We start from the raw sequence: 24,289 nt of genomic DNA on the forward strand, positions 1-24,289 counted from the left end.
GTCGCTCTCGGGGCGCGGCCGGAACGTGCAACAAGAACACGTTCTCGCCGCCGGATATATGTATAACGCAGTCTCCCGCGGTTGGGAAGACCGTAAAGCCCCTTTACTGATACTCCGTCAGCATTCGAGCGCCCGGGCAGTCGGCGATGCATCCGCGCGATCCCGGGCCGCCGTTCAGGGGACAGCCCCGGCAAGGCTTCTTGTATGCCTTATCCCGCTCCTGTGCATTCGACACATGCGCGGATATAAAAGGACTAGTACTACCGCTACGGCACTGGCGCTCGGCGCCGCCCTGCTGCTCGCCGCCGCCACCGCCTGCTCCCACGGCCCTGTCGGCACCACGTCCGACGACGGCAAGACCCCCGGCAAGGAGGCGCGGGCGCCCTTCACCCTCGTCGCCACGGGCGACATCCTCCCCCACGACTCGGTCATCCAGCAGGCGAACCGGGACGCGGGCGGCAAAGGACACGACTTCCGCCCCATGCTCGCCGGTGTGAAGCCCGTCATCTCCGTCGCCGACCTGGCGATCTGCCACATGGAGACCGTCTACGGACCGGCCGGCGGCCCGTACAGCGGCTACCCCGCCTTCGTCTCCCCGCCCCAACTCGCCGCCGCGGCCAAGGACACCGGCTACGACTCCTGCTCCACCGCCTCCAACCACACCCTCGACGCCGGCTCCCAGGGCATCGGCCGCACCCTCCACGCCCTCGACGCCGCCGGCGTCGCCCACACCGGCTCCGCCCGCACCCCCGCCGAGGCGCGCCGGCCCGCGCTGCTGGAGGCGGGCGGCGCGACGGTGGCCCAACTCGCGTACACCTACGGCACGAACGGCGCCGAGCCGCCGCCGGACCAGCCGTGGGCGGTCAACGTCACCGACCCCGAGCGGATCGTCTCGGACGCGCGCAGGGCCCGCCGGGCGGGCGCCGACATCGTCGTGGTCAGCCTGCACTGGGGCACGGAGTGGCAGGACGCGCCGGACGCCACGCAGCGGCAGCTCGCCCGCGAGCTGACCGGCTCCCGCTCGGCGAGGGCGCCGGACGTCGACCTGATCCTCGGCACGCACGCGCACGTACCGCAGGCGTACGAGAAGGTCAACGGCACCTGGGTGGTCTACGGCATGGGCGACCAGATCGCCGGCCGCATGATCAACAACGCCGGTGCCCACGACCCGCGCGGCAACCAGGGCACCATCGCCCGCTTCACCTTCTCCCCGCCCGCGCCGGACAGCGCGCGCTGGCGGGTGACGAAGGCGGAGTACCTGCCGCAGTTCATGGACCACGACCGCACGGGCCCGCCGCGGGTCGTCGACCTCGACGCCGAACTCGCCGACGGCGACGCCCCGGAGCGCTACCAGCGTGTACGCGACCGCATCAGCGACGTCGTCCTCAGCCGCGGCGCGGCCGCGGACGGCTTGACCGCACCCCGCTGACCCCCGGCAGCGCACCCGGCAGCGCACCCGCCGCCGCCACGCCCCGTATCACCGGCCGGCAACCCCGCCGGAAACCCCGCCCGGCAGCACCGTACGCACACCCTCGCCCCGCCCGGATCACGCCTTCGCCGGCCCCGGCACGGCGGCCGGGCGGGGCAGGGCTATGAGCATCAGCGCCGCGCAGCCCAGCAGGATCCCGACGCCCGTCTGGAACGCCAGCGAGTACCCCGAAGCCAGCGCCTCGGGCCCGGACCCGCCGCCGATGCGCGTGGCCGCCACCGTCGACAGCACCGCGAGGCCCAGCGAACCGCCCATCGTCCGCGACGTGTTCATCACCCCCGACACCACGCCCGCGTCGCCCGCGGGCGCCCCCGAGGTCGCCAGGTGGGCCAGCGGCGTGGCCATGAAGCCCACCCCGGCCATCATCAGGATCCCGGGCCCGGCGATGTCCGTGGCGTACGTGCCGCCCGCGTCCGCCGTGCTCTGCCACAGATAGCCGCCGGCCGCCATCAGCACGCCCGCGATCGCCAGCGCCTTCGCGCCCGTACGGGCCAGCACCCGCGGCGCCAGCTTGGACGCGGCCACGATCGTCAGCGAGTGCGGCACGAAGGCGAAGCCGGCCTCGATCGGCGTGTAGCCGAGGACGTTCTGCATGTAGAGCGAGAGGAAGTACCAGGACGAGAACATCGCCGCGCCGGTCACGAACATCGCGGTGTTGGCCGCCGACACCGACCGCAGCCGGAACAGCCCCAGCGGCATCAGCGGCGCCCGCGTCCTGGCCTCCACCACCAGGAACGCCCCGACCAGCGCCAGCCCGCCGCAGAGCGGCAGCAGCACCGCGGCCGCCGTCCACCCGTGGCTCTCGGTCTGCACGATCCCGTACGACACGGCGCCGATCCCTGCGGTGACCAAGGCCGCGCCCGGGATGTCGAGCCGCCGCCGGGGCCCGCCGCGGCTCTCCGCCAGCCACAGAGCCGCGCAGATGAGGACCACGGCGCCGACCGGCACGTTGATCAGCAGCACCCAGCGCCACGACAGCGCGTCCGTCAGCACCCCGCCGACGAGCGAACCGGCCGCCCCGCCGCCCGCGCCGGCCGCCGTCCACGTCCCGATCGCGCGCACCCGCACCGGGCCCTCGGGCACGGACGAGGTGAGCAGCGTCAGCGTCGAGGGCGCCAGCACCGCGGCGCCGACGCCCTGCACGGCCCGCGCGACGAGCAGTTGCCACGGCTCCTGGGCGAGGCCCCCGGCGAGGCTGGCGGCGGTGAACACCGCGAGGCCGACGAGGAAGACCCGCTTGCGGCCGAAGATGTCCCCGGCCCGGCCGCCGAGCAGCATCAGGCCGGCGAAGGCCAGCGTGTACAGGTTCACCACCCACTGCAGCCCCGACGCGCTCATCCCCAGGTCCTCACGCATGGACGGCAGCGCGACATTGACGACGGAGACGTCGAGCACGACGAGGAACTGGCCCGCGCAGGCCGTGAGCACGACGACCCACAGCGGTGCGGCGGAACGGCGCCCGGCCGCCTCGGGCAGCCGGGTACCGGGTGGTGACTGGTGCATCCCGCCATGGTCGCACCAGCCTCCGACACCGCGCACGGGCATATCGGTGTACGGACCATGCGACCGGGGTCCTACGCCCATGAGGCAGGATTCGGGCGGGTACGCCGCACCGGTGGCGCGTACCCGCCCGTACGCGGCACCGGGAGAGCCGCGCAGGGCACGTCGCCACCGACCGAGGAAAGGCACCGCCGATGGAGCTGCCCCCACCCGCCCCCACCGTGCTGCCCCCGCCCGCCCCCGCAGTGCTGTCCCCGCCCGCCCCCGCCCTGCTGGCCGCGTTCGAGGCCGCGCCCGGCTTCATGCCCCGCGACGAGGGCCTGGCGCTCCACGCCGCCGCCGCCGAGGCCGCCGGCCTCGGGCTCCCCCTGCTGGAGGTCGGCACGTACTGCGGCCGCTCCACGATCCTGCTCGCCGCCGCCGCCCGCGCGGCCGCCCGCCCCGGCGTCGTGGCCGTCACCGTCGACCACCACCGCGGCAGCGAGGAGCAGCAGCCCGGCTGGGAGTACCACGACCCCGCGCTCGTCGACCCCGCGACGGGCCTGACGGACACCCTGCCGACGTTCCGCCGCACGCTGTACGCGGCCGGCCTCGAAGACCACGTCGTCGCGGTCGTCGGCCGGTCCCCGCAGGCCGCCGCGCTCTGGAACCGGCCGCTCGGGCTGGTCTTCGTCGACGGCGGCCACACCGACGAGCACGCCACCGCCGACTACGAGGGCTGGGCCCCGCACGTCGCACCGGGCGGGCTGCTGGCCGTGCACGACGTGTTCGCAGACCCGGCCGAGGGCGGGCAGGCACCGTACCGTATCTACCGGCGCGCGCTGGACTCCGGGGCGTTCACGGAGACCGCCGCCCACCGGAGCCTTAAGGTGCTGCGCCGTACCGGCACCGGAATTTGACCGTCGGATTCTTCTGCTACGGTCGCACGGATGTCCAGCCAGAACCGGCGGCCTCTCCGCGCCTATCTTCTGCTTGCACCCGTGGCACCGCTGGCCTTCGCCGGCGTACTCGTGTGGCAGTCGGTGGACGGCGACGGTTCCGCCGGGAACGGGCGGGAACCCGGCGGGGCTCCGTCGGCGTCCTCCTCCCCGACCCGGCCCACCGCCGAGGATCCCGAGGATTCGAACAACTCGAAGAATGCGAAGGATGCGAAGGACCCGGAGGTGGGCGAGAAGCCGCTGGCCGGAAAGGTGATCGTGCTGGACCCCGGGCACAACCCGAACAACCGCGACCACGGTGCCGAAATCAACCGCCAAGTCGACATAGGCACCGTGCGCAAGGAGTGCGACACCACCGGCACCGCCACCAACGGCGGTTATGCCGAGGCGGACTTCACCCTGGACGTGGCCAGGCGTGCCCGCACCCTGCTGCGCGCACAAGGCGCGGAGGTGCGGCTCACGCAGGACGGCAAGCGGGAGTTCGGGCCGTGCATCGACGAACGCGCCGAGGCCGGCAACAAGGCCGGGGCCGACGCGGTCGTCTCCATCCACGCCGACGGCGGCGGGCCGGGTTCGCGCGGGTTCCACGTGATCCTGCCGGGCGAGGTGCACGAGGGAAAGGCGGACACCACCGCCATCGTGAAGCCCTCGCGAAAGCTGGGCAAAGAGTTGAAGTCACACTTCGCGGAGGAAACCGGAAGTAAGCCCTCCAACTATGTGGGCAACGGCACAGGCTTCACGGTACGCACCGATCTGGGCGGACTGAACCTCTCGACTGTGCCCAAAGTCTTCATCGAATGCGGCAACATGCGGGACGCTAAGGACGCCGACCGACTGACGGACGCCGCATGGCGGCAGCGGGCGGCGCACGGAATCACGAACGGCATCGGGGCTTTCCTGGCAGGGTAGGCGCAAGTCGTCGGCAGACCAGGAAATGCACACCGGGGGAACAAGGGGGACTCGTGGCCAGGGGGCCCGATGTGGCCGATCCGCGGACCCGTACGATGGGGCCTCATTTCACGCTTTGCAGCGTGGGGATCTGCACCAGCAACAGCGACAACGACCAATACGTAAGGGACATTTCGTGAACATCCGCTCACTCACTCGGGGCGACGGCGTAGTGATCGGAGCAGCGCTGCTGCTGATTATCGCCTCGTTCCTCGACAGCATCTCGGTGGACTGCCCCACGGGCGCCGACTGCGGGAGCCTGGAGGTGCCCAACGGCTGGGACTCCGACCAGTTCCCGCTGCTGCCCGCGGTCTTCCTGACCGGCATCATCGCCGCGGCGCTCATCGTCGTCGGCCGGATGCGCGGCGACGACAAGCAGCTCGCCGGGCTCACGCTGAACCAGTGGGGCACCGCGCTGGCGGCCGCCGCCCTCCTCAGCTCGCTGTTCACCCTCTTCGGCGGCGCGCGCAACATGGCCAACGACGCCACCGGTGAAGACGTGTTCGGCATGGGCATCGGCCTGATCCTCGCGCTCATCGCGAACCTCGCGCTCACCGCGGGCGCGGTCCTCAGCCAGACCCTCCCGGCGTTCAAGGCGAACCTGCTCGGCAGCCCCGGCGCCCCGGCGCCCGCCGCCCCGTACGGCGGCGGCCAGCCGCAGCCCGGTTACGGCTACCCCGGCGGCGGCCAGCCCGGTCCCGGCGGCCTCGGCGGCCCCGGCGGCCCGCAGGGCGGCGCCCCGTTCGGTGGCGGTCAGCAGGCGCCGTTCGGCGGCGGTCCCGGCGCGGGTGGCCCGCAGCCGGGCGGCCCGCAGGCCGGTGCCCCGGCGGGCGCCAGGCCGCAGGCGCAGGCCGCGCCGCAGCCGGCGGCCGGTGGCTCGTTCGCGCCGTTCTGGTTCGCGGTGCCGGCGGCCAGGCCGCTGTTCGCCGAGGACGGCTCGTCGGCGCAGATCGCCGAGCTGACCCCGGGTATCTGGTACCTGGCGGTGGACCAGCGCGGTGCCGCGCTGGTCGCGCAGACCCAGGACGGCCGCCGCGGCGTGCTGCAGGACACCACGGGTATCCAGCGCGGCGCCTGACGCCCGCGCCTGGCGCATCCCCGACGGCCCCCGCCCGACGCTTCGACGCTGTTGGTTTATTCGGGGGCTCGCGTGACGTCGGCCTTCAGGACCCGGTTGTGGTCTTGAAGGCCGACGTTGTCGTATGGGGTGGGTGCGCATGTCGATGCAGCCGAAGGGGTCTGAGGAGATTCCGGCGGAGACGGTGCGGGTGGCGCGAGCCGCGTTTCCGAAGGGCAGTCTGGCGATCCGGGTCCGGGACGAGCTGGGACCGCTGTTTGGTGATGAGGAGTTCGCGGACCTGTTCCCGGCGCGGGGGAAGCCTGCCTGGTCACCGGGCAGGCTGGCGCTCGTGCTGGTGTTGCAGTTCGTGGAAGGGCTCACCGACCGGCAGGCGGCGGAGGCGGTGCGGGCGCGGATCGATTTCAAGTACGCCCTCGGACTGGACCTCGGTGATCCCGGGTTCGACTTCTCGGTGCTCTCGGAGTTCCGGGACCGTCTGGTCGGGGCGGAAGCCGGGCGGCGGGTGCTGGACGGCATCCTGGCCGCGGCTGGGGAAAGCGGGCTGCTGAAGACCACAGGCCGGGCACGGACCGACTCCACGCATGTGCAGGCCGCGGCCCGGCAACTGTGCTGGCTGGAGCTGGTCACCGAGACCCTGCGATCGGCGCTCAACGAGATCGCCCAGGCCGCCCCCGGCTGGCTGCGCGAAGTCGCGGAACCGGACTGGTTCAAGCACTACGCCACCAGGGCCGAGGACTCCCGTTTCCCCAAGTCCCGTGCCAGGCGGGACGAGATGGGCCTGCGGATCGGGACGGACGCGACACGACTGCTCGAAGCCGTCTTCGGCCCCCGGGCACCCGACGGACTGCGCACGCTGGAGCGGGTGGAAACCCTGCGCCAGGTCTGGGTCCAGCACTTCCACCAGGTGGAGGGCGAGGTGAGGCGACGGGACCCAAAAGACCGGCCGCCGGGCGCAAACCGCCTGGTCACACCCTATGACACCGAGGCACGCGGCAGCGTCAAACGCGACACCCTGTGGGACGGATACAAGGTCCACCTCACCGAGACCTGCGAGCCGGACGTCCCGAACTTGATCACGAACGTGGCCACCACCGTCGCCACCGTCCCCGACATTTCGATGACCGACACGGTGCACGCCCAGCTTGCCGAAGCGGGCCGCCTGCCCGGCGAGCATCTGGTCGACGCCGGATACGTCGACGCACACCTGCTGGTCCACGCCCGCCGCGAGTACGGCGTCACGCTCACCGGGCCGGTCGCCGGCGTCATCAGCCACCAGTCCACCGCGAACAGCGGTTTCACCGGCGACGACTTCACCATCGACTGGGCGGGCGAGCAGGTCACCTGCCCCGGCGGCCAGACCACCCGCCGCTGGAACCCCGACCGCTCGCCCGAAGGCACCCCGGTGATCCGGGTCCGCTTCAACGCCAGCCAGTGCCGTCCCTGCCCGGTCCACGAGCAGTGCACCACCTCCAGCATCGGCCGGCGCCTGACCCTGCGGCCCCGCGAAGAACACGAAGCGCTCCGCCAGGCCCGCGCCGACCAGGACACCGACACCTGGAAGGACCACTACAAGATCCGCGCAGGAGTCGAAGGCACCATCTCCCAAGCCGTCGGACGCTGCGGCCTGCGCAGATCCCGCTACCAGGGTCTCGCGAAGACCAGCCTCCAGCACCAGCTCACCGGCGCCGCCATCAACCTTGCCCGCATCGACGCCCACCTGACCGACACACCCCGGGCCCGCACCCGCACCAGCCACTTCGCAGCACTTCGCCCCGCCGAGCCCATGCTCGACGGGGCGAAGTAGAACCAGCCCCCGAATAAACCAACAGCGTCGACGCTTCGGGCGGGGGCCGTCGCATGCGCGCGGTACGCCCCGGCCCGCGCGGTACGCTCCCGCCCCCGCGTTCACCCCCAGGCCGTCGCCGCCAGCCACGTGTCCAGCACCCCCGCCTCGCCCAGCACCTCCACCCGGCCGCTGTCCGGCGGCAGCCGCCGGTAGAACACCCGCAGCACGTCTGCCAGCGGCCCGCGCAGCGCCACCGCCGCCTTCGCGTGCTCCCGGCGCCAGCGGAACCCGTCCGGCCCCAGCTCGATCAGCCACTCCGCGCCCGCCTCCGGGGGCGTGTCGGTGGCGTGCAAGTGAATGCCGGAGCCCGCGAGTTCCGGGGCGTACAGCGGCTCCAGGTCCGGGTCGCCGCCGCGCTGCGCGAACTCCAGGATCTCCAGCCACTCGTCGATCGCGTCGGCCGCCACGTCCGCGTCGACCGCGAACTCCACCCCCGCCGCCCCGTCCGCGTCCGCCCGGTGCACCACCGTCTCGTGCGCCATCCGCCGCGCCCAGAACGCGGCCCGCTGCTCCTCCGCCCAGCTCCACACCGCGGCGTCCGCGCCCGCCGCGCGCAGCTCCGCGGCGAGCAGGTCCGCGCCCTCGGCCAGCCAGTCGTCGAGCGCGGCGGCGGTCCGCGGCCCGGGTCCCGTGTAGCCGGGCACCGTCTCCTCGGCCAGTTCCTCGGTGGCGCGGGTCCTGACGAGTTCGGCCGCCCAGCGGTGCGCGCCGCCGACGTGCACGGCGAGTTCGCCCAAGTCCCAGTCGGGGCAGGTGGGTACGCGGGTGGCGAGGTCGGCGCCGCGGACGGTGCGGCGCAGCAGGTCGGTCTGCGCGCCGGCTTCGGCGCAGTAGCGCTCGTACGGAAGTCTCATGCCAGCGCACTCTACGGGCGCGCCCCGGCCGTCCCCGGGCCCCGCCACCTGCGCCTTCGCGGGCGCCGGCCGTGCCCCCGCGCGTACTAGCCGTGCTTCCGCAGGCCGTCCCCCGGCGCGTCGACCAGCCGGCAGACCGTCTCGATGTCGGTCCGCACCTGCGCGCTCGACGCACGCCCCGACAGCCAGGTGATGAGCGCCGCGTGCCACGTGTGCTCGATCACCCGCGCCACCGACAACTGCTCCGGCGCCGGCCGGCCCTCGGCGCCCATCGCGTCCAGGATGATCGCCGACGTCAGCCGGGAGGCGACCTCGACCTCCGGACTCGCCGACCGGTCGGCGAAGATCAGGGCGCGCACCATCGCGTCCGCGAGCTGCGGCTCGCGCTGGAGCGCGCGGAAGGCGCGCAGCAGCGTCTGGGCCACCCGGGCGCCGGGCTCGGCGGCGGTCGGCGGGCGCTTGCGCAGCGTCTCGTGCAACTGCCGCAACTGGTCCTGGAGGGTGGCGACGAGCAGGTGGACCTTGGACGGGAAGTACCGGTACAGCGTGCCGAGCGCGACGCCCGCCTGCTCCGCGACCTCGCGCATCTGCACCGCGTCGAACCCGCCGCGGCCGGCCAGCTCCGCGGTGGCCTGGAGGATGCGGCGGCGGCGCGCCTCCTGCCGCTCGGTGAGCTGCGCCCTGCCCGCCCTCGATGTTGTCGTCATGTGTCCCGATCTGTGCCGTGCGTCCCCCGACGGCAGATCCGGCGGGCAGGTCTCGCTACCAACCGGTAGATTCGAAGCCGCCGAACGTCTGCCTGAAACTTGTTCTAGATTAGCGCGAGCGGTTACGCTCCGGCGAAACTGCAGTGAGAAGGGGGCCGTACGTGACCGCCGAGGTGCCACTGCGCATCGCCCTGCTCAGCTACAAGGGCAACCCCTACTGCGGCGGACAGGGCGTCTACGTCCGCCACCTCTCGCGCGAGCTGGCCCGCCTCGGCCACCGGGTCGAGGTGATCGGCGCCCAGCCCTACCCCGTGCTCGACCCCGGCGTCACCCTGACGGAGCTGCCCAGCCTCGACCTCTACCGGCAGCCCGATCCCTTCCGCACCCCCGCGCGCGGCGAGTACCGCGACTGGATCGACCTGCTCGAAGTCGGCACGATGTGGACCGGCGGCTTCCCCGAGCCGCTGACCTTCAGCCTCCGCGCCCGCCGCCATCTGGCCGCCCGGCGCGGCGACTTCGACGTCGTCCACGACAACCAGACCCTCGGCTACGGCCTCCTCGGCGGCACCCGCGCCCTCGGTGCCCCGCTCGTGACCACCGTGCACCACCCGATCACCGTCGACCGGGACCTGGAGCTGGCCGCCGCGCCCGACTGGCGGCGGCGCTACTCGGTGCGCCGCTGGTACGGGTTCACGCGCATGCAGCGCCGCGTCGCCCGCCGGCTGCCCGCGGTGCTGACGGTCTCCGGCTCGTCGCGTACGCAGATCACCGCCCAGCTCGGGGTGCGCCCCGAGCGGGTGCACGTGGTGCCGATCGGCGCGGACACCGAGCTGTTCACGCCCGACCCTTCGGTGCCGCGGGTGCCGGGCCGGATCGTCACGACGGCGAGTGCGGACGTGCCGCTGAAGGGTCTGGTGCACCTCGTCGAGGCGCTGGCCAAGATCCGCACGGAACAGCCGGACGCGCACGTGGTCGTGGTCGGCAAGCGCGCGGAGGACGGGCCGGTCGCGCAGGCCGTCGAGCGCTTCGGGCTCGGCGGGGCGATCAGGTTCGTCACCGGCATCAGCGACGAGGAGCTGGTCGGCCTGCTGCGCAGCGCGCAGGTCGCGTGCGTGCCTTCGCTGTACGAGGGCTTCTCGCTGCCGGCCGCCGAGGCGATGGCGACGGGCACGCCCCTGGTCGCCACGACGGGCGGCGCGATCCCGGAGGTGGCGGGCCCGGACAACGAGACGAGCCTGGCGGTTCCCCCGGGAGACGCCGGCGCCCTGGCCACCGCCCTCACCCGCCTGCTCGCCGACGCCCCGCTCGCGGCCCGCCTCGGCGCGGCGGGCCGCGAGCGGGTGCTGGCCCGCTTCACGTGGGCCCAGGCGGCGAAGCAGACCGCGGAACGCTACCGGGAGACGATCGCGGCGTACCCGGCGACGGCCGCCCGCCCCCGGCCGAAGGGCGGCCCGGCAACGGCGAGAATGCACGCGGCAGGCGGTGACCGCTGATGCCCCGCGGACCGGGGTACCGCGACCACCACGCACCGGGACGCGGCCACACGCTCGGCGCGAGCGCGTCCCGCCGCCGCAGGCGGCCGGACGGCGCGCCGCCCCGCACCGCACTCGGCCGCGCCGCAGCACCGGCCCGCCCCGCCGACTCCCGTACTCCCCCGCTCCGTGGCAACGACGCCGTCCCCGCCCGCCGTCGCAAGCGGCCGGGCGCCGCGGCGCCGAACCGCCGCGCCCTCTCCCCTGCTCCCCCGCCCCGTGGCAACGACGCCCCGGCCGCCCGCGCCCTCGCGCACTCCTCTCCCCCGCCCCTCCCCGCCCCCGTACGCCTCCCGCCGACCCCTCCGGAGGAGATTTGCTGACCGTCGACTTCACCCGCTTTCCGCTCGCGCCCGGCGACCGCGTGCTCGACCTCGGCTGCGGCGCGGGGCGGCACGCCTTCGAGTGCTACCGGCGCGGCGCCCGCGTCGTCGCCCTCGACCGCGACGGCGACGAGATCCGCGAAGTCGCCCGCTGGTTCGCGGCGATGAAGGAGGCGGGCGAGGCCCCGGCGGGTGCCACCGCCACCGCCGTCGAGGGCGACGCCCTTGCGCTGCCGTTCCCCGACGACAGCTTCGACGTCGTCATCGTCTCCGAGGTGATGGAGCACATCCACGACGACAAGGGCGTGCTCGCCGAGATGGTGCGCGTGCTGCGCCCCGGCGGCCGGATCGCCGTCACCGTCCCGCGCTACGGCCCCGAGAAGGTCTGCTGGGCGCTCTCGGACGCGTACCACGAGGTCGAGGGCGGCCACATCCGCATCTACAAGGCGGACGAACTGGTCGGCAGGATCCGCGAGTCGGGCCTCAGGCCGTACGGCCTGCACCACGCGCACGCGCTGCACTCGCCGTACTGGTGGATCAAGTGCGCCGTCGGCGTCGACAACGACAAGTCGCCCGCCGTCCGCGCGTACCACAAGCTGCTGGTCTGGGACATCATGAAGAAGCCGCTCGCGACCCGCCTCGCCGAGCGGCTGCTGAACCCGGTCATGGGCAAGAGCGTCGTCGTCTACGCGACCAAGCCCCACGAGGGCGGCCGGTGACCAGCTCCGAGCGCACCGAACACCTGGTCCTGCCCGGCGTGCTGGACGCCGCCGAGGTGGCGCAGACCGTCGCCGGGATCGCCGCGGTGCAGCGGGACGACGGCGCGATCCCGTGGTTCCGCGGGCACCACCTCGACCCGTGGGACCACACCGAGGCGGCGATGGCCCTGGACGCCGCGGGCGAGCACGCGCGCGCGGAGGCGGCGTACGAGTGGCTGCGCCGGCACCAGCTCCCGGACGGCTCCTGGTACGCGGCGTACGCGGACGGGGACGCGGCCCGGCCGGCCGACCGCGGCCGGGAGACGAACTTCTGCGCGTACCCCGCCGTCGGCGTCTGGCACCACTATCTGGCCACCGGGGACGAGGCGTTCCTGCGCCGGATGTGGCCGGTGGTGCAGGGGGCGGTGGATTTCGTGCTGCGGCTCCAGCAGCCGGGCGGCCAGGTGGGCTGGAAGCGGGAGCCGGCGGACGGCGAGGTGCTCACCGACGCCCTGCTGACCGGCTCCTCCTCCGTGCACCACGCGCTGCGCTGCGCGCTGGCCGCCGCCGGGCGGCTCGGCGAGCAGCAGCCCGGCTGGGAGCTGGCCCTCGGCCGGCTCGGGCACGCGATCCGGCGGCACCCGGAGCGGTTCCTGGAGAAGGACCGCTTCTCGATGGACTGGTACTACCCGGTGCTCGGCGGCGCGGTCACCGGGCCCGCGGCCACCGCGCGCATCGAGCGCGAGTGGGACCGCTTCGTGGTCCCCGGGCTCGGCGTGCGCTGTGTCAGCGACCGGCCGTGGGTGACCGGCGGCGAGAGCGCGGAGCTGGTGCTCGCGCTGTGGGCGGCGGGCGACGGCGACCGGGCGCTGGAGGTGCTGCGCTGGCTGAAGCACCTGCGGGCGGAGGACGGCATGTACTGGACCGGGTACGTCTTCGAGGACGACGCGATCTGGCCCGCGGAGCGCACGTCGTGGACGGCGGGGGCGCTGCTGCTCGCGCTGGCGGCGGTCGGCGGCGAGGAGGCGACGGGCGCGGTGTTCGGCGGGGCGGGGCTGCCGCGAGGGCTGGACCCGGACTGCTGCTGAGGGGGTACGGGCCGGGACCGGCGCTGACCTCCGCGGGCACGGGGCGTAAGGTGAGCGGCGACAACTTCAACCGCGCCCCGCAGGGGAAGCCGGTGCGAAACCGGCGCTGACCCGCAACCGTGAGTGCGGCCGCCTTGGCCGCGCGAGCCGGAGCACCCGTGGGGCGTGGCAGGCTCAAAGGGGCCCCGCCGGTACCGATGCCGGCCCGGGCCCCGTCCGTCGCGGTATGCGGAGCTGAGCCCGGTACCCCCGGCGCGCGTCGAGCGCGGACGGGCGGCCGCGGCCGGCTGTGCCGGCCGCCCCGTCCCGAAAGGCCCCCGCTCCGCCATGGCTCCGATAGGCCGGACCGCCGCCGCCCGCGGCACGCGCGCCGCACTCGCCGCCGCAGTGCTGCTGCCCCTGACCGTCGCCGGCCCGGCGACGGCGGCCTCGGCCGCCACCGCGCCGCAGGCGGCAGCGCAGGTCGCCGCGCAGGGCACACCCGCGCAGGCCGTACCCGCACAGAAGAAGCTGCCCGGGGGTCTCTACGGCACCGCGGACCCCGAATTCGACGGCGTCTGGCGGCAGTCGCTGGCCCTCCTCGCCCAGCGCTCGCAGCAGTTGCGCCCGGCTCCGGCCGCGGTCGCCTTCCTCACCGGGCAGCAGTGCGCGGACGGCGGCTTCGCCGCGTACCGCGCGGATGTCGCCAAGCCCTGCGACGAGGCGGCCGAGGACACCAACGCCACGGCCGCCGCGGTGCAGGCGCTGAGCGCGCTGGGCGGGGAGCGCAAGGCCGTGGCCAAGGGCGTGGCCTGGCTGAAGGAGATCCAGAACGAGGACGGCGGCTGGGGCTTCAACCCCGGCGGCCCGACGGACGCCAACTCGACCTCGGTCGTGGTCGGCGCGCTCGCCGCGGTCGGCGAGGAGCCGGAGAAGACGACGGCGGGCGGCGGCAGCCCGTACGACGCGCTGGCGACGCTGCAACTCGGCTGCGACGCGAAGAAGGCGGAGCGGGGCGCGTACGCGTACCAGCCGGAGGACGACGGCGCGCTGTTCCCCAACGACTACGCGACCGCGGCGGCCGTGCTCGCGGGCACGGGCAACGGCCTCGGCGCCGGCCCGGCGAAGGGGGACACCGGCGGCGGCAAGGACGAGCCGGTCGAGGCGGGCGCCTGCACGGACGACCCGTCCCCCGCCGAGGCGGCGGACGCGGGTGCGGCCTACCTGGCGCAGAAGCTCGCGGCCGGCGACGGGCACCTCCCGATGATGACCGGCGAGGGCCCCGACCACAACGCGACCGCCGTCGCCGCGCTGGCGCTGGCCGCGGGCGGCCACGGCAGCGCGGCGCGCGAGCCGTACGGCTGGCTGGAGCGCGACAAGAGCACCCTGGCCTGGTCGAAGGAGAACCCGGCGGCCCTGGCCACCCTCATCCTCGCCGCGGACGCGGTGGACGCCGACCCGAGCGCCTTCGGGGGCGGTACGGACCTGGTGGCGAGCCTCAACGCCACGGGCCCGCAGCCGACGGCGGAGAAGCCGGCGACGGACCCGGCGGCGGAGGAGTCGTCGGACGACGACGGCGGCCCGGGTGTGGCGGTCTGGTCGCTGCTGGCGGTGGGCCTGGCGGCGGGCGCGGGCATCGGCCTGCTGGCGAGCGCCCGCAGAAAGAAGCGCGCATGACCGGCGGCGGGCAACCGCGCCGCGGGCGGCGGACGATCCGGCGGGCGCTCGTCGCCGCGGCCGGAGGCGCCCTGCTGGTGCTCGGGGCGGGTGCGCCCGGGGCGCAGGCCGCGGAGGGGTACCGGTACTGGTCCTTCTGGGACCGGGACGGGGACTCCTGGGTCTACGCCACCAAGGGCCCCGGGCTCGAACGGCCCGCCGACGGGGACGTGCACGGCGTGCGGTTCGCCGTCAGCGAGGAGTCCGGCGGCGGCCCGCGCCCCCGCGGGGCCGCCGACTTCGACGCCATCTGCGGCGACACCCCACCCGACGACGGCCGCAAACGCGTCGCCCTCGTCCTGGACTTCGGCACCGCCGCGCACGCCCCCGGCGGCCGGACCCCGCCCCCGGCCCGTACGGAATGCGCCTCGGTCGCCGAGGACGCCACCCTCGGCGACGCGCTGGCCGCCGTCGCGGAGGCGCTGCGCTACGACTCCAACGGCCTGCTCTGCGCCATCGACGGCTACCCGCGCAGCGGCTGCGCCGAGCCGGCATCGTCCGACGACGGCGTCGGCGAGGCGCACGACCGGGTCGACACCTCCGCCGTCCCCGCCGACGAGGCCGGCGACGGCGACTCCGGCCCGTCCACCGGCACGGTCGGCGGCCTCGTCATCGTCGCGGTCCTCGCCGGCCTCACGGTCTGGCAGTTGCGCCGCCGCCGCACATGACACCCGAGGCCCCCCACCGCCCCGGCTCCCCGCGCACCGCCGAGGGGCGGAGCGCGCCCGCGAAGGCAGTGCGCGAGGGCGGCGTCCTCCGGCCGCCCCTCGCCGACCGCGCCAACGCCCTGCACGCCGGGGCCTGGTGGCTCTGGGCGCTCGGGCTCGCCACCGCCGCCTCCCGCACCACCAACCCCCTCCTCCTCGCCCTCCTGGTCGCCGTCGCCGGCCACGTCGTCGCCGCCCGCCGCACCGACGCGCCGTGGGCCCGCTCCTACGCCCTTTTTCTCAAGCTCGGCCTCCTCGTCATCGCCGTCCGGCTCCTCTTCGCCACCTTCCTCGGCTCGCCCATCCCCGGCACCCACACCCTCTTCACCCTCCCCGAAGTCCCCCTCCCCGAGTGGGCGCAGGGCGTCCGCCTCGGCGGCCAGGTCACCGCAGAACAACTGACGTTCGCCTTCTACGACGGCATGAAGCTGGCCACCCTCCTCATCTGCGTCGGCGCCGCCAACGCCCTCGCCAACCCCGCCCGCCTGCTGAAGTCCCTGCCCGCCGCGCTGTACGAACTCGGCGTCGCCGTCGTCGTCGCGATGACCTTCGCCCCGCACTTCGTCGCCGACGTCGCCCGGCTGCGCCGGGCCCGCCGGCTGCGCGGCCGCGACGACCGCGGGCCGCGGGCCCTCGTCCAGGTCGGACTGCCGGTGCTGGAGGGCGCATTGGAGCGTTCGGTGGCGCTGGCCGCGGCGATGGACGCCCGCGGATACGGCCGTACGGCCCGGCTCCCCCGCGCCGTCAGGATCACCACCGCCGCCCTCACCCTCGGCGGGCTCCTCGGCGTCTGCGCCGGCACGTACGGGCTGCTCGCCGCCACCGGCGCCGGCTACGGCCTGCCGGTACTGGCGCTCGGCGCCGCCGCCGCGGCCTGCGGGCTGTGGCTCGGCGGGCGCCGCGCGGTGCGCAGCCGCTACCGGCCCGACCGCTTCGGCCCGCGCGCCTGGCTGGTCGCCGCCTCCGGCGCGGCCGTCGGCGGCCTGATGATCTACGCCAACTCCTATGCCCCCGACGCCCTGCACCCCACCGCCGTACCCCTGACCGCGCCGGAACTGCCGCTGTGGCCGGCCGCGGGCTGCCTGCTCGGCCTGCTGCCGGCGCTCGTCGCGCCCGTACCGCCGCGGCCGCGGGAACCACGCGCCCCGAGAACCACCGAGGAGACCGCCCAGTGATCCGTTTCGAGGACGTGTCCGTCGTCTACGACGGCGCCGCGAAGCCCGCGATCCGGGGCGTGGACCTCACCGTCCCCGAGGGCGAACTCGCCCTGCTCGTCGGCCCCTCAGGAGTCGGCAAGTCGACGCTGCTGAACGCCGTCTGCGGGCTCGTGCCGCACTTCACCGGCGGCACCCTGCGCGGCCGTGTCACCGTCGACGGCCGCGACACGCGTACACATCCGCCGCGCGAACTGGCCGACGTCGTCGGCACGGTGGGCCAGGACCCGCTGGCGCACTTCGTCACGGACACGGTCGAGGACGAACTCGCCTACGGCATGGAGTCCCTGGGCCTGCCGCGCGACACGATGCGGCGGCGGGTGGAGGAGACGCTCGACCTGCTGGGCCTCGCCGAGCTGCGCGACCGGCCGATCGCCTCGCTCTCCGGCGGCCAGCAGCAGCGGGTGGCGATCGGCTCGGTGCTGACGCCGCACCCGCGGGTGCTGGTCCTGGACGAGCCGACGTCGGCGCTGGATCCGGCGGCGGCGGAGGAGGTGCTGGCGGTGCTCCAGCGGCTGGTGCACGACCTGGGGACGACGGTGCTGCTGGCGGAGCACCGGCTGGAGCGGGTGGTGCAGTACGCGGACCAGGTCATCGTCCTGCCGTCCCCGGGCGCGGCACCGGAGACGGGCGCGCCGGCGGAGATGATGGCCCTCTCGCCGGTACGCCCCCCGGTGGTCGCGCTGGGGCGGCTGGCGGGCTGGTCGCCGCTGCCGCTGACGGTACGGGACGCGCGCCGGCGCGCGGCGCCGCTGCGGGAGCGGCTGGCGGGGCTGACGCCGGGCGGCGGCGAGGGCGGACCGGGCGGGCGGGGCGCCGGGCCCGCCGCCGTGGCGGAGCGGTTGACCGTGCGCCGCGGGCGGGCGGAGGTGCTGCGCGGGGTGTCGCTGTCCGTCGCCGCGGGCGAGACCGTCGCCGTGATGGGGCGCAACGGCGCGGGGAAGTCCACGCTGCTGGCCGGTTTCGTCGGCATGCACCGGCCGGCCGCCGGTTCCGTACGGCTCGGGGACCTCGCCCCGCACCGCACCCGCCCCGCCGAACTCCTGCGGCACGCCGGGCTCGTACCGCAGGATCCGCGGGATCTGCTGTACGCGGACACCGTCGCCGCGGAGTGCGCCGCCGCCGACGGCGACGCGGGGGCCGCGGCCGGCACCTGCCGGGCCCTGGTCGCCGAGCTGCTGCCCGGCGTACCGGACGAGGCGCACCCCCGCGACCTGTCGGAGGGCCAGCGGCTCGCGCTCGCCCTCGCCGTGATCCTCACCGCCCGCCCCCGGCTGGTGCTGCTCGACGAGCCCACCCGCGGCCTCGACTACGCGGCGAAGGCCCGGCTCGTCGGCGTGCTGCGCGGGCTCGCCGCGGCGGGCCACGCGATCGTGCTGGCGACGCACGACGTGGAGCTGGCCGCGGAACTGGCGCACCGGGTGGTGATCCTGGCGGACGGCGAGGTGGTCGCGGACGGGCCGACGGCGGAGGTCGTCGTCGCCTCGCCGTCGTTCGCGCCGCAGGTGGCGAAGATCCTCAGCCCGGCGGGCAGCGACTCGGCGGCGGGGAGGACGTGGCTGACGGTCACCCAGGTCCGGCACGCCCTGGAGGCGGCGGCATGACCGCGGAGGAGCCAGGAGCCGTACCCGGGACACCCGGCGGCGATACGTACGCGAACCCCCCGGACACCCCCGGCACGACCGGCACGCCCGATCCCGGCGGAAGCCCCCCGGCCGCCGCCCCCGCCCGCACCTCCCGCCTCCGCGTGGTGCGCCTCGGCCCCGTCTCCGCCGCCGCCCTGCTGCTCGTCTCCGTCATCGGCGTCGCCGCCTTCGGCTGGCCGCTGCTCGCCGGGCCCGACTCGGGCCTCGCCCACTCCGGCGATGCCCCCTGGCTCTTCGCCGCCCTCCTGCCGCTCCTCGTCGCCGTGGTCGGCGCGACCATCGCCGACTCCGGGCTCGACGCCAAGGCCGTCGCGATGCTCGGCGTCCTCGCCGCCGTGGGCGCCGCGCTGCGGCCCCTCGGGGCCGGGACGGCGGGGATCGAACCGATGTTCTTCCTCATGGTGCTCTCCGGGCGGGTGCTGGGACCGGGCTTCGGGTTCGTGCTCGGGGCCGTGACGATGTTCGCGTCCGCCCTGCTCACGGGCGGGGTCGGGCCCTGGATGCCGTTCCAGATGCTGGCCATGGGCTGGGTCGCGATGGGCGCCGGGCTGCTGCCGGGGGCGGAGCGGCTGCGGGGGCGCCGGGAGTTGTGGCTGCTTGCCTCGTATGGAGCAATCGCTTCAATTCTTTACGGCACGGTCATGAACCTCCAGGGGTGGCCATATCTGAGCGGTATGTCTACGGGCGTGTCGTTCGTCGCGGGCGATCCGCTGCCGGAGAACCTGGCCCGTTTCGTCGCGTACTGCCTCGCCACGTCACTGGGTTGGGACCTGCCGCGCGCGGTGGTGACGGCGGTGTGCACGCTGACCCTCGGCCGATCCGTGCTCGCTGCGCTGCGCCGCGCCACCCGAAAGGCCGCATTCGGTACTCCAGTGACATTCGAGACGCGAAACCCCTGAATGCGCGGGCATCTCATATGTGAGATAGCGTCCAAGTCATGGCAGACGACTACCTCGTGCGCATCGGCAGGCTCATCCGTGACGCCCGGCAGCACCGCGGATGGTCGCAGAGTCAGCTCGCCGCCGCACTGGGCACCAGTCAGAGCGCCGTCAACCGGATCGAGCGCGGCCACCAGAACATCAGCCTGGAGATGATCGCCCGCATCGGCGAGGCACTGGACAGCGAGATCGTCGCCCTGGGGACCGCGGGCCCGATGCATCTGCGGGTCAGCGGCGGCCGCCGGCTGTCCGGCGCGATCGACGTGAAGACCAGCAAGAACGCCTGCGTCGCGTTGCTGTGCGCCACGCTGCTGAACTCCGGGCGCACGGTGCTGCGCCGGGTGGCGCGGATCGAGGAGGTCTTCCGCATCCTGGAGGTGCTGAACAGCATCGGGGTGCGGACCCGCTGGATCAACGACGGCGCCGACCTGGAGGTCGTACCGCCGGCCGAGCTGGACCTGGACTCCATGGACAACGAGGCGGCGCGCCGCACCCGCAGCGTGATCATGTTCCTCGGCCCGCTGCTGCACCGGGTGGAGCGCTTCAAACTCCCGTACGCGGGCGGCTGCGACCTCGGCACCAGGACCGTACAGCCGCACATGGCCGTGCTGCGCCGCTTCGGCCTGGACGTGACGGCCACCGAGGGCGTCTACCACTGCGAGGTCGTCTCGGACGTCGGGCCCGACCGGGCCATCGTGCTGACCGAGCGCGGCGACACCGTGACCGAGAACGCGCTGCTGGCCGCCGCCCGGCACGACGGCGTGACCGAGATCCGCAACGCCAGCTCCAACTACATGGTCCAGGACCTGTGCTTCTTCCTGGAGCACCTGGGCGTGCGCGTGGACGGCGTGGGCTCGACCACGCTGCGCGTGCACGGCGTGCCGTACATCGACCGGGACGTGGACTTCTCCCCGTCCGAGGACCCGGTGGAGGCGATGAGCCTGCTGGCGGCGGCGGTCGTCACGTCGTCGGAGCTGACGGTGCGGCGGGCGCCGGTGGAGTTCCTGGAGATCGAGCTGTCGGTGCTGGAGGGGATGGGCCTCGACCTCGACCGCACCCCGGAGTACGCGGCAGACAACGGCCGTACGCGGCTGGTGGATCTGACCGTACACCCGTCGAAGCTCCAGGCGCCGATCGACAAGATCCACCCGATGCCGTTCCCCGGCGTCAACATCGACAACGTGCCGTTCTTCGCGGCCATCGCCGCCTCCGCGCAGGGCTCGACCCTCATCCACGACTGGGTCTACGACAACCGCGCCATCTACCTCACGGAACTGACCCGCCTGGGCGCCGGCGTCAAACTCCTCGACCCGCACCGCGTGCTGGTCGAGGGCCCGACGCGGTGGCGCGAGACGGAGATGATGTGCCCGCCGGCGCTGCGCCCCGCGGTGGTGGTGCTGCTGGGCATGATGGCGGCGGAGGGCACGTCGGTGCTCCGCAACGTCTATGTCATCAACCGGGGTTACGAGTCCCTGGCCGACCGCCTCAACTCGGTGGGCGCCCGCATCGAGACCTTCCGCGACATCTGACGCCCGTCCCCCCCGGCGCGCTACCGCCGTACGGCGTGGGTGAATTCGCCCGGGGTGATGCCGTAGGTGCGGACGAACCAGCGGTGCAGGTGGCTCTGGTCCGCGAAGCCCGACGCCGCCGCGGCCCCGGCGGCGCTCTCCCCCGCCGTCAGCCGGTGGCGGGCGTCGCGGAGGCGGAGGAGGCGCTGGAGGTCGCTCGGGGACATGCCGTATTCCGTCCGGAACGCCCGGTATAGCGCGTAGCGGCTGCAGCCCGCCGCCGCGGCCAGCTCCGCCGCCGGGATCTCCTCCGCGAACCGTTCCCGGAGCACCGCCCGCGCCCGCCGGGCGGCGCCGGCCTGCGGGCCGCCGGGGCGCAGCGTGCGGGCGCGCGGCGGGGCCGTCGACGCGCGGTGGACCATGGCCGTCACGGCGGCGGTCAGCCGTTCGTCGCGTACCAGCGGGCCCGCGCCCTCCGTGAGCGCCGCGTGCAGCCGCAGCAGCGCGCGCCACAGCGGCGGGTCACGGTGCACGGGGTCGGCGAAGAGCGGGAGGGCGACGGCGCCGTCGGGGGCGCCGGCGCCGGCGTCGGCGAGGACGTCCCGTACGACGTCGGGTCCGATGTGCACCATCCGGTACGTGAACCCCAGCTCGGCCGCCGACTCGCCGTCGTGCGGGTCGTCGGGGTTGAAGGCCATGACGAGTCCCGCGGCGGAGGTGTGCGTGCCGCCGCGGCAGACGAAGCGCTGGGCGCCGGTCTCGGTGAGGCCGAAGGAGTAGGCGTCGTGGCTGTGGCGGTGGAAGACGTGCTCCTCGAAGTGGGCGCGCATGGCCTCCACCGGCCGCTGCGCGTCCCGCCAGTAGGAGACCCAGTCGCTCACGCCTTCCATGGTGCCGCACCAGCGTTCAAGACCGCCGCCGCCCGCCGGGGCCAGGCTGGCGGCATGCGCTTCGAGACCAAGATCGCCGTGGTCGTACGGCACGACCTGGCCGCCTGGCAGCGGCTGAACGTCACCGCCTTCCTGTGCAGCGGCGTCGCCCACGCCGCCGACGACATCATGGGCAAGCCGTACGAGGACGGCTCCGGCAACCGGTACCTGCCGATGTTCCGCGAGCCCGTCCTCGTCTTCGCCGCCGACGCCGCGGGCCTGACCCGTACCCACACCCGGGCCCTGTCCCGCGGCCTCGCCACCGCCGTCTACACCGACGAGCTCTTCGCCACCGGCAACGACGACGACAACCGCGCCGCCGTCCGCGATGTCGCCGCCGCCGACCTGACCCTGGCGGGCCTCGCGGTCTACGGGCCGAGGAACGCCGTCGACCGTACGGTCAAGGGCCTGTCACTCCACACCTGAGCCGCGCCTGCCCACCGTGCCCCAGCCGCCCTCCGGCGCCTGCCCCACCTCCAGGCCGCGCAGCGCCCGCAGCGTCCGCGGGTCCTGCGCGTCGAGCCAGTCGGCGAGCTGCCGGAAGGACACGCACCGCACGTCCTCGCGGGGGCAGACCTCCTTGATGGTCTCCTCGACCGCGCGCATGTACGCGCCGTCGTGCCAGGTCTCGAAGTGGTTGCCGACGATGAGCGGCGCGCGGTTGCCCGTGTACGCGCGCCGGAAGCCGGCGAGCAGCCCGTCGCGCATCTGCGACTGGGCGTTGGCGGGGGTGGTGAGGGGGTTGACCTTGAAGTTGTAGTCCATGGTCAGCTCTTCGCGGTCGCTGCCGGGGTACGGCACGAGCTGCATCGACAGGTCCCACAGGCCGTCCTTCTTCTCCGGCCACACCTGCTCGGTCACCCCGCTCGTGTCGTACCGCCAGCCCAGTTCGCGGGCGGCGGCGCGGAGGTTGTCGGCCCCTTCGAGGCAGGGGGTGCGGGCGCCGGTCAGCTCCTTGTCGTAGTCGAAGGGCAGCGGCGCGGCGTCGCGCAGCCCGGTGTTCGTCTTCCACCGCTGCACGAACTGCTTGGCCTGCGCGATCTCGCTCTTCCACTCCTCCTTCGACCAGCTCGCGACGCCGGTGGGGCCGCAGAAGTGGCCGTTGAAGTGGGTGCCGATCTCGCTGCCGTCGAGCCAGGCGCCGCGGACCTGGTCGACGGTCTCCTCGATGTGCGCGTCGCTGAGCAGCCCGATGTCGGAGGCGCCGGGGGCGTGGCCGGGGGCCTCGTACAGGGAGCGCTTGGACTCGGGCAGGAGGTAGATGCCGGAGAGGAAGTACGTCATGGCGGCGTCGTACCTCCGCCCCACCTCCCGGAAGTGCTTGAAGAGGCCGTCGCCGATCTCGCCGGCGCCGTCCCAGGAGAAGACGACGAACTGCGGCGGCTTCTCGCCCGGGGCGAGCTTGCGCACCCGCGGCTGCGCGGGCTGCGCGCCGGTCCAGGCGGTGGAGCCGTCGCCGATGAGGTGTGCGCTCGGGCTCTTCCGGGCGGCGCCGCGGGCGTCGGTCCGGGCATCCGCGCGCTCGCTGCCCTTCTCGCCGGCCCTGTCGCCGCCGTCTCCCGGCCCCGCCGTGCACCCGGCCGCCGCCACCGGCACCAGCACCGCCGCCGCGTACGCGCCGACCACCGCACGTCTCGCCCTGCCCATGGGTCACCTCTCTCCCGCGCCGTTCGCTGGAGTGATAACCCGAAAAACATACAAATACCGGATGCTCACCCGGATGCCCGAGCACGTACACCGCCCGGACGACGGGCCTGGGCCTGATGCGCTACGCGGCCGGGGGGCGGCGGCGCGTCAGAGCCGGCCCCAGCCGGCGCGGGTGCCCCCGCCCCGGTCCGTGATCGCGAAGTCGTGTCCCGCGGCCCACTGCTGGGCCGCGTACCCGAGCCGCGGGGAACCGCTGTTGAGGTAGTCCTCGGCGATCCCGCGGTCCCCGCGGTGCCCCAGCTCCTGCTCCAGCACGGCGAGGAAGTCCGCGCGGCCGAGCCGGATGGCGGTCAGGAGCACCGCGCGCAGCGGCTCGCCGTCTTCGGTCCTGGCGAGGACGTTGGTCAGCGCGGCGGGATAGACGGGGGCGCGGTGGTACGGGCGCAGCTCTTCGGCCAGCTCGGCGGCCCGGGCGGTCGCTTCGCCGTCGTTCCGGCGGAAGAGGTCGACGAGTTCCTCGATGCGCAGCTCCGCCTCGGCCACCTCGGCGAGCTGGTGCGGCAGCAGCCCGTCGCGGTTGTACGACTCCTCGCGCGCTCCGAGGGCGAGGAGCATCTGGACGAGTTCGTGGTCGCCCGCGTAGTAGGCGTAGTGCAGCGCCGTGTCGCCCTGGGCGTCGGAGATGCCGAGGCCGTAGCCCCGGTCCACCAGGGCGCGCACCTCGGCGGGATCGCCGCGCAGGACGGCACCGAGGAACTCGGTGCGGCGGCGGCGCCGGCGGAGCCGGGAGACGGCGAGGACGAGAGACGTCACGAGTGCGATCAGCAGACCCAGCACGGGGCCCTCCACTTCTCCGCGGTCGGGAGTGGAGGCAGTGTCGCGCGGGGGGCCCGGGACCGCTCCCGGGGCGGGGCCGGGGGCCGGGGGCGGGGCGGCGAACCGCGGTGCGCGGCGCGGGAGTTCCGCGCCGCGCCACGCGTGCCACCGGACGGCGCCTGCGG

At 74.5% G+C, this 24,289-nt stretch carries 21 protein-coding genes and 1 riboswitch; of the genes, 15 read left to right on the forward strand and 6 right to left on the reverse strand.

The window, feature by feature from the left end; translation table 11 throughout:
• Positions 1-235 precede the first annotated feature (235 nt).
• Positions 236-1,429 carry a CapA family protein gene (locus tag OG946_RS09000; protein WP_326795606.1) on the forward strand — a complete coding sequence of 398 codons (1,194 nt, stop codon included), beginning with the start codon at positions 236-238 and terminating at the stop codon, positions 1,427-1,429.
• Between the two features lie 117 nt (positions 1,430-1,546).
• Here the strand turns inward: OG946_RS09000 and OG946_RS09005 are convergent, their stop codons facing one another.
• Complete coding sequence (locus OG946_RS09005) at positions 1,547-2,992, reverse strand: MFS transporter (protein WP_326795607.1); 1,446 nt, start codon at positions 2,990-2,992, stop codon at positions 1,547-1,549.
• Positions 2,993-3,291: 299 nt separating this feature from the next.
• Between OG946_RS09005 and OG946_RS09010 the strand changes: the two genes are divergently transcribed.
• The 4 genes from OG946_RS09010 to OG946_RS09025 all read left to right on the forward strand — a co-directional run bounded on the left by OG946_RS09010 (position 3,292) and on the right by OG946_RS09025 (position 7,760).
• On the forward strand, positions 3,292-3,888 hold the full coding sequence (locus tag OG946_RS09010; RefSeq protein WP_326800190.1) for a class I SAM-dependent methyltransferase: 597 nt from the start codon (positions 3,292-3,294) through the stop codon (positions 3,886-3,888).
• Between the two features lie 30 nt (positions 3,889-3,918).
• Positions 3,919-4,836, forward strand: coding sequence for an N-acetylmuramoyl-L-alanine amidase (locus OG946_RS09015; protein WP_326795608.1), 918 nt, complete (start codon positions 3,919-3,921; stop codon positions 4,834-4,836).
• A 175-nt stretch (positions 4,837-5,011) separates the two neighbouring features.
• Positions 5,012-5,953: a hypothetical protein gene (locus tag OG946_RS09020; RefSeq protein WP_326795609.1), complete on the forward strand. Its 942-nt coding sequence runs from the start codon at positions 5,012-5,014 to the stop codon at positions 5,951-5,953.
• Between the two features lie 139 nt (positions 5,954-6,092).
• Positions 6,093-7,760 (forward strand): IS1182 family transposase, encoded by a 1,668-nt coding sequence (locus OG946_RS09025; protein WP_326795610.1) that lies wholly within the window; start codon positions 6,093-6,095, stop codon positions 7,758-7,760.
• Positions 7,761-7,861: 101 nt separating this feature from the next.
• Here OG946_RS09025 and OG946_RS09030 read toward each other — a convergent pair whose 3' ends face one another.
• Both OG946_RS09030 and OG946_RS09035 read right to left on the reverse strand, forming a co-directional pair.
• Entirely contained in the window at positions 7,862-8,656 is a 795-nt protein-coding gene (locus OG946_RS09030) for a maleylpyruvate isomerase N-terminal domain-containing protein (RefSeq protein ID WP_326795611.1), read from the reverse strand.
• Positions 8,657-8,742: 86 nt separating this feature from the next.
• The gene (locus OG946_RS09035; RefSeq protein ID WP_326795612.1) at positions 8,743-9,363 is read right to left on the reverse strand and encodes a TetR family transcriptional regulator; all 621 of its coding nucleotides are present in this window, start codon (positions 9,361-9,363) and stop codon (positions 8,743-8,745) included.
• 161 nt (positions 9,364-9,524) lie between these two features.
• Between OG946_RS09035 and OG946_RS09040 the strand changes: the two genes are divergently transcribed.
• The 9 genes from OG946_RS09040 to OG946_RS09080 all read left to right on the forward strand — a co-directional run bounded on the left by OG946_RS09040 (position 9,525) and on the right by OG946_RS09080 (position 20,733).
• Positions 9,525-10,856, forward strand: coding sequence for a glycosyltransferase family 4 protein (locus OG946_RS09040; RefSeq protein WP_326795613.1), 1,332 nt, complete (start codon positions 9,525-9,527; stop codon positions 10,854-10,856).
• A 355-nt stretch (positions 10,857-11,211) separates the two neighbouring features.
• Complete coding sequence (locus tag OG946_RS09045; protein ID WP_326795614.1) at positions 11,212-11,937, forward strand: class I SAM-dependent methyltransferase; 726 nt, start codon at positions 11,212-11,214, stop codon at positions 11,935-11,937.
• A complete protein-coding gene (locus OG946_RS09050) occupies positions 11,934-13,004 on the forward strand; it encodes a prenyltransferase/squalene oxidase repeat-containing protein (protein WP_326795615.1) in 1,071 nt (356 codons plus the stop codon). Before OG946_RS09045 ends, OG946_RS09050 begins: the two co-directional genes overlap by 4 nt.
• Positions 13,005-13,086: 82 nt before the next feature.
• Positions 13,087-13,162: riboswitch (cobalamin riboswitch) on the forward strand.
• Positions 13,163-13,331: 169 nt separating this feature from the next.
• Positions 13,332-14,660, forward strand: a complete 1,329-nt coding sequence (locus OG946_RS09055) for a prenyltransferase/squalene oxidase repeat-containing protein (RefSeq protein ID WP_326795616.1) — start codon at positions 13,332-13,334, stop codon at positions 14,658-14,660.
• Complete coding sequence (locus OG946_RS09060; RefSeq protein ID WP_326795617.1) at positions 14,657-15,367, forward strand: SCO2322 family protein; 711 nt, start codon at positions 14,657-14,659, stop codon at positions 15,365-15,367. Before OG946_RS09055 ends, OG946_RS09060 begins: the two co-directional genes overlap by 4 nt.
• A complete protein-coding gene (locus tag OG946_RS09065) occupies positions 15,364-16,581 on the forward strand; it encodes a CbiQ family ECF transporter T component (protein WP_326795618.1) in 1,218 nt (405 codons plus the stop codon). Before OG946_RS09060 ends, OG946_RS09065 begins: the two co-directional genes overlap by 4 nt.
• Positions 16,578-18,224 (forward strand): ABC transporter ATP-binding protein, encoded by a 1,647-nt coding sequence (locus tag OG946_RS09070; protein WP_326795619.1) that lies wholly within the window; start codon positions 16,578-16,580, stop codon positions 18,222-18,224. The genes OG946_RS09065 and OG946_RS09070 overlap by 4 nt, the downstream gene beginning before the upstream one ends.
• Entirely contained in the window at positions 18,221-19,165 is a 945-nt protein-coding gene (locus OG946_RS09075; protein WP_326795620.1) for an ECF transporter S component, read from the forward strand. Before OG946_RS09070 ends, OG946_RS09075 begins: the two co-directional genes overlap by 4 nt.
• Before the next feature lie 38 nt (positions 19,166-19,203).
• Positions 19,204-20,733: a UDP-N-acetylglucosamine 1-carboxyvinyltransferase gene (locus OG946_RS09080; RefSeq protein ID WP_326795621.1), complete on the forward strand. Its 1,530-nt coding sequence runs from the start codon at positions 19,204-19,206 to the stop codon at positions 20,731-20,733.
• Between the two features lie 20 nt (positions 20,734-20,753).
• Here the strand turns inward: OG946_RS09080 and OG946_RS09085 are convergent, their stop codons facing one another.
• A complete protein-coding gene (locus tag OG946_RS09085) occupies positions 20,754-21,602 on the reverse strand; it encodes an AraC family transcriptional regulator (protein WP_326795622.1) in 849 nt (282 codons plus the stop codon).
• Positions 21,603-21,656: 54 nt separating this feature from the next.
• Here OG946_RS09085 and OG946_RS09090 point away from each other — a divergent pair, with 54 nt between their 5' ends.
• Positions 21,657-22,067 carry a DUF2000 domain-containing protein gene (locus OG946_RS09090; RefSeq protein WP_326795623.1) on the forward strand — a complete coding sequence of 137 codons (411 nt, stop codon included), beginning with the start codon at positions 21,657-21,659 and terminating at the stop codon, positions 22,065-22,067.
• Here OG946_RS09090 and OG946_RS09095 read toward each other — a convergent pair.
• Both OG946_RS09095 and OG946_RS09100 read right to left on the reverse strand, forming a co-directional pair.
• The gene (locus tag OG946_RS09095; RefSeq protein WP_442814296.1) at positions 22,053-23,288 is read right to left on the reverse strand and encodes a hypothetical protein; all 1,236 of its coding nucleotides are present in this window, start codon (positions 23,286-23,288) and stop codon (positions 22,053-22,055) included. The genes OG946_RS09090 and OG946_RS09095 overlap by 15 nt on opposite strands.
• 147 nt (positions 23,289-23,435) lie before the next feature.
• Positions 23,436-24,125, reverse strand: a complete 690-nt coding sequence (locus OG946_RS09100; protein WP_326795624.1) for an ankyrin repeat domain-containing protein — start codon at positions 24,123-24,125, stop codon at positions 23,436-23,438.
• Positions 24,126-24,289: the final 164 nt, after the last annotated feature.

Origin of the sequence: Streptomyces sp. NBC_01808 (assembly GCF_035917395.1) — a bacterium.
Classification (GTDB): Bacteria; Actinomycetota; Actinomycetes; order Streptomycetales; family Streptomycetaceae; genus Streptomyces.